Source organism: Bacillus thermozeamaize, assembly GCA_002159075.1.
Classification (GTDB): domain Bacteria; phylum Bacillota; class Bacilli; order ZCTH02-B2; family ZCTH02-B2; genus Bacillus_BB; species Bacillus_BB thermozeamaize.
In genome coordinates this window covers 1-1641 of the sequence record LZRT01000047.1, presented here as the reverse complement: position 1 = coordinate 1641, position 1641 = coordinate 1, and the positions used below count along the sequence as shown (strand labels likewise).

The following is a 1641-nucleotide window of genomic DNA, read 5'->3' as shown; positions in this document are numbered from 1 at the left end:
TTCCAGTCTAGCGCAACAAATCGTTGAGGGCAAGATCAATTTCATCCAATTGGAGCAAGAGATCTTTCGGATGGTGAAAGCGCTGGGCGCTCTTATCATGGAAAAAGTCATTGTTGAAGCGGACCAACGAATTTTTGAACAAGAGAACCGGTCAGGCAAAAGTGAAGGATTTCGCGAAATGGGCATCCTGACACTGTTTGGTGAAATCTGTTATCGACGCCGTGTCTATCATTACCAACGTCAATGGTGTTATCCACTGGATGAAAAACTAGGGATTCAAGAAAAACAAACGATAAGTCCTACCTTAGTGAAAGCAGCTGCCTATCTGGCCACCCAAAACTCTTACCGTGAGAGTGCTAAAATCCTCGCCCAATTCGGTATCCACATGAGCCACCAACGTGTCCATCAGGCGGTGCAAGAAATGGGAGAAGCCATCGAAAAGCGTCAAACTGCGGAGAGCCCATCGGAAGGAACCCGTCAAGCAGACATCGTGGTGGTTGAATCCGATGGAACCCATGTGCCTCTTCAAGGAGAGGATCGGAAAAAAGCCAAAAGCTTGGAAATCAAAGTGGGATGTATATACGAAGGATGGGAAGCGGCAGACCCACAAGGGGAACAGTATCGCCTGAAACATCCACACGTGGTGGCCACCGTAGGGACGGCAGAACAATTTTGGGAGCTTGTGGACCGATATTTATTATCTACCTATGATCTGGAGAAAGTCGTCCTGCTGGTATTCGGCAGCGATGGTGCACCATGGGGCCAATACGGGACCGAGTTGTACCCCCACTCCCTGCATCAGATTGATGCGTTTCACTTTCAACGTTGGATAAAACGCGTATTTGGGTTTCAACAACAGGCCATGGTGGATACCATTCGCGCCTTGATCGAAGCGGATGATCGGCAAGGATTTGAAGTCTTGATGGAAGACCAGCAGGCCAAGTATCCCGACAAGAAGAAGGCGATCAGGCGACTGAAAAAGACCATTGAGCGGAACTGGAAAAGTCTCAAAGATTACCGGATGAGAGCGACACAATTACCGGCCATAGCCAGAGGCATTGGGAATGTGGAGAAAGCCAATGACAACCTCGTGGCGGATCGGATGAAAAAACGCGGCATGGCCTGGAGTGTGCGAGGAGCAAACCACCTGGTTCAAGTGAAAGCGGCGGTACGAAATGGTGAGTGGGACGATGTGTGCCGATGGGTCGTGGAACAGGCCGCCCGTATGGAAGATGGCCAAGAAGAGCAACCGAAGACAGCAAAGAAACGAGGGCGCATTGGCAGAGGGATTCGGCGCCAACAAGAAGAGGGAGCATGGTGTCAGGCGCACATGCCGGGAATCCACGGCAGGGAAGCATGGTTAAGGGAATTCAGCAAACAGCTGCAGCAATTGCTCAATCCTGCGATGTGACAAGTGAGCAACAAGAAGGAAAAGTGACTGCAACCAGTCGACGAAGGGCCTTTCATTCCCTGGAGACCAAACAGCCGTCTCGGGAATGAAGTCAAGGGCGAGCGACAGCGAGGGCGAAGCCTTTACCCTTGACGACATGGACGAGACGGCTACCCTGTGAAAGGGAATGAAAGGGAACAAAAAACGAACAAAAAGATGAAGGGTTGGGCCAATGAGAAATTGACAGTTAC

At 50.6% G+C, this 1641-nt stretch carries 1 protein-coding gene; it reads left to right on the top strand.

Annotated features, from left to right (window positions below; genetic code table 11):
• Positions 1–1411 (top strand): hypothetical protein (locus BAA01_15710; protein OUM89273.1); only part of this gene is annotated, 1411 nt, incomplete at its 5' end.
• Positions 1412–1641: the final 230 nt, after the last annotated feature.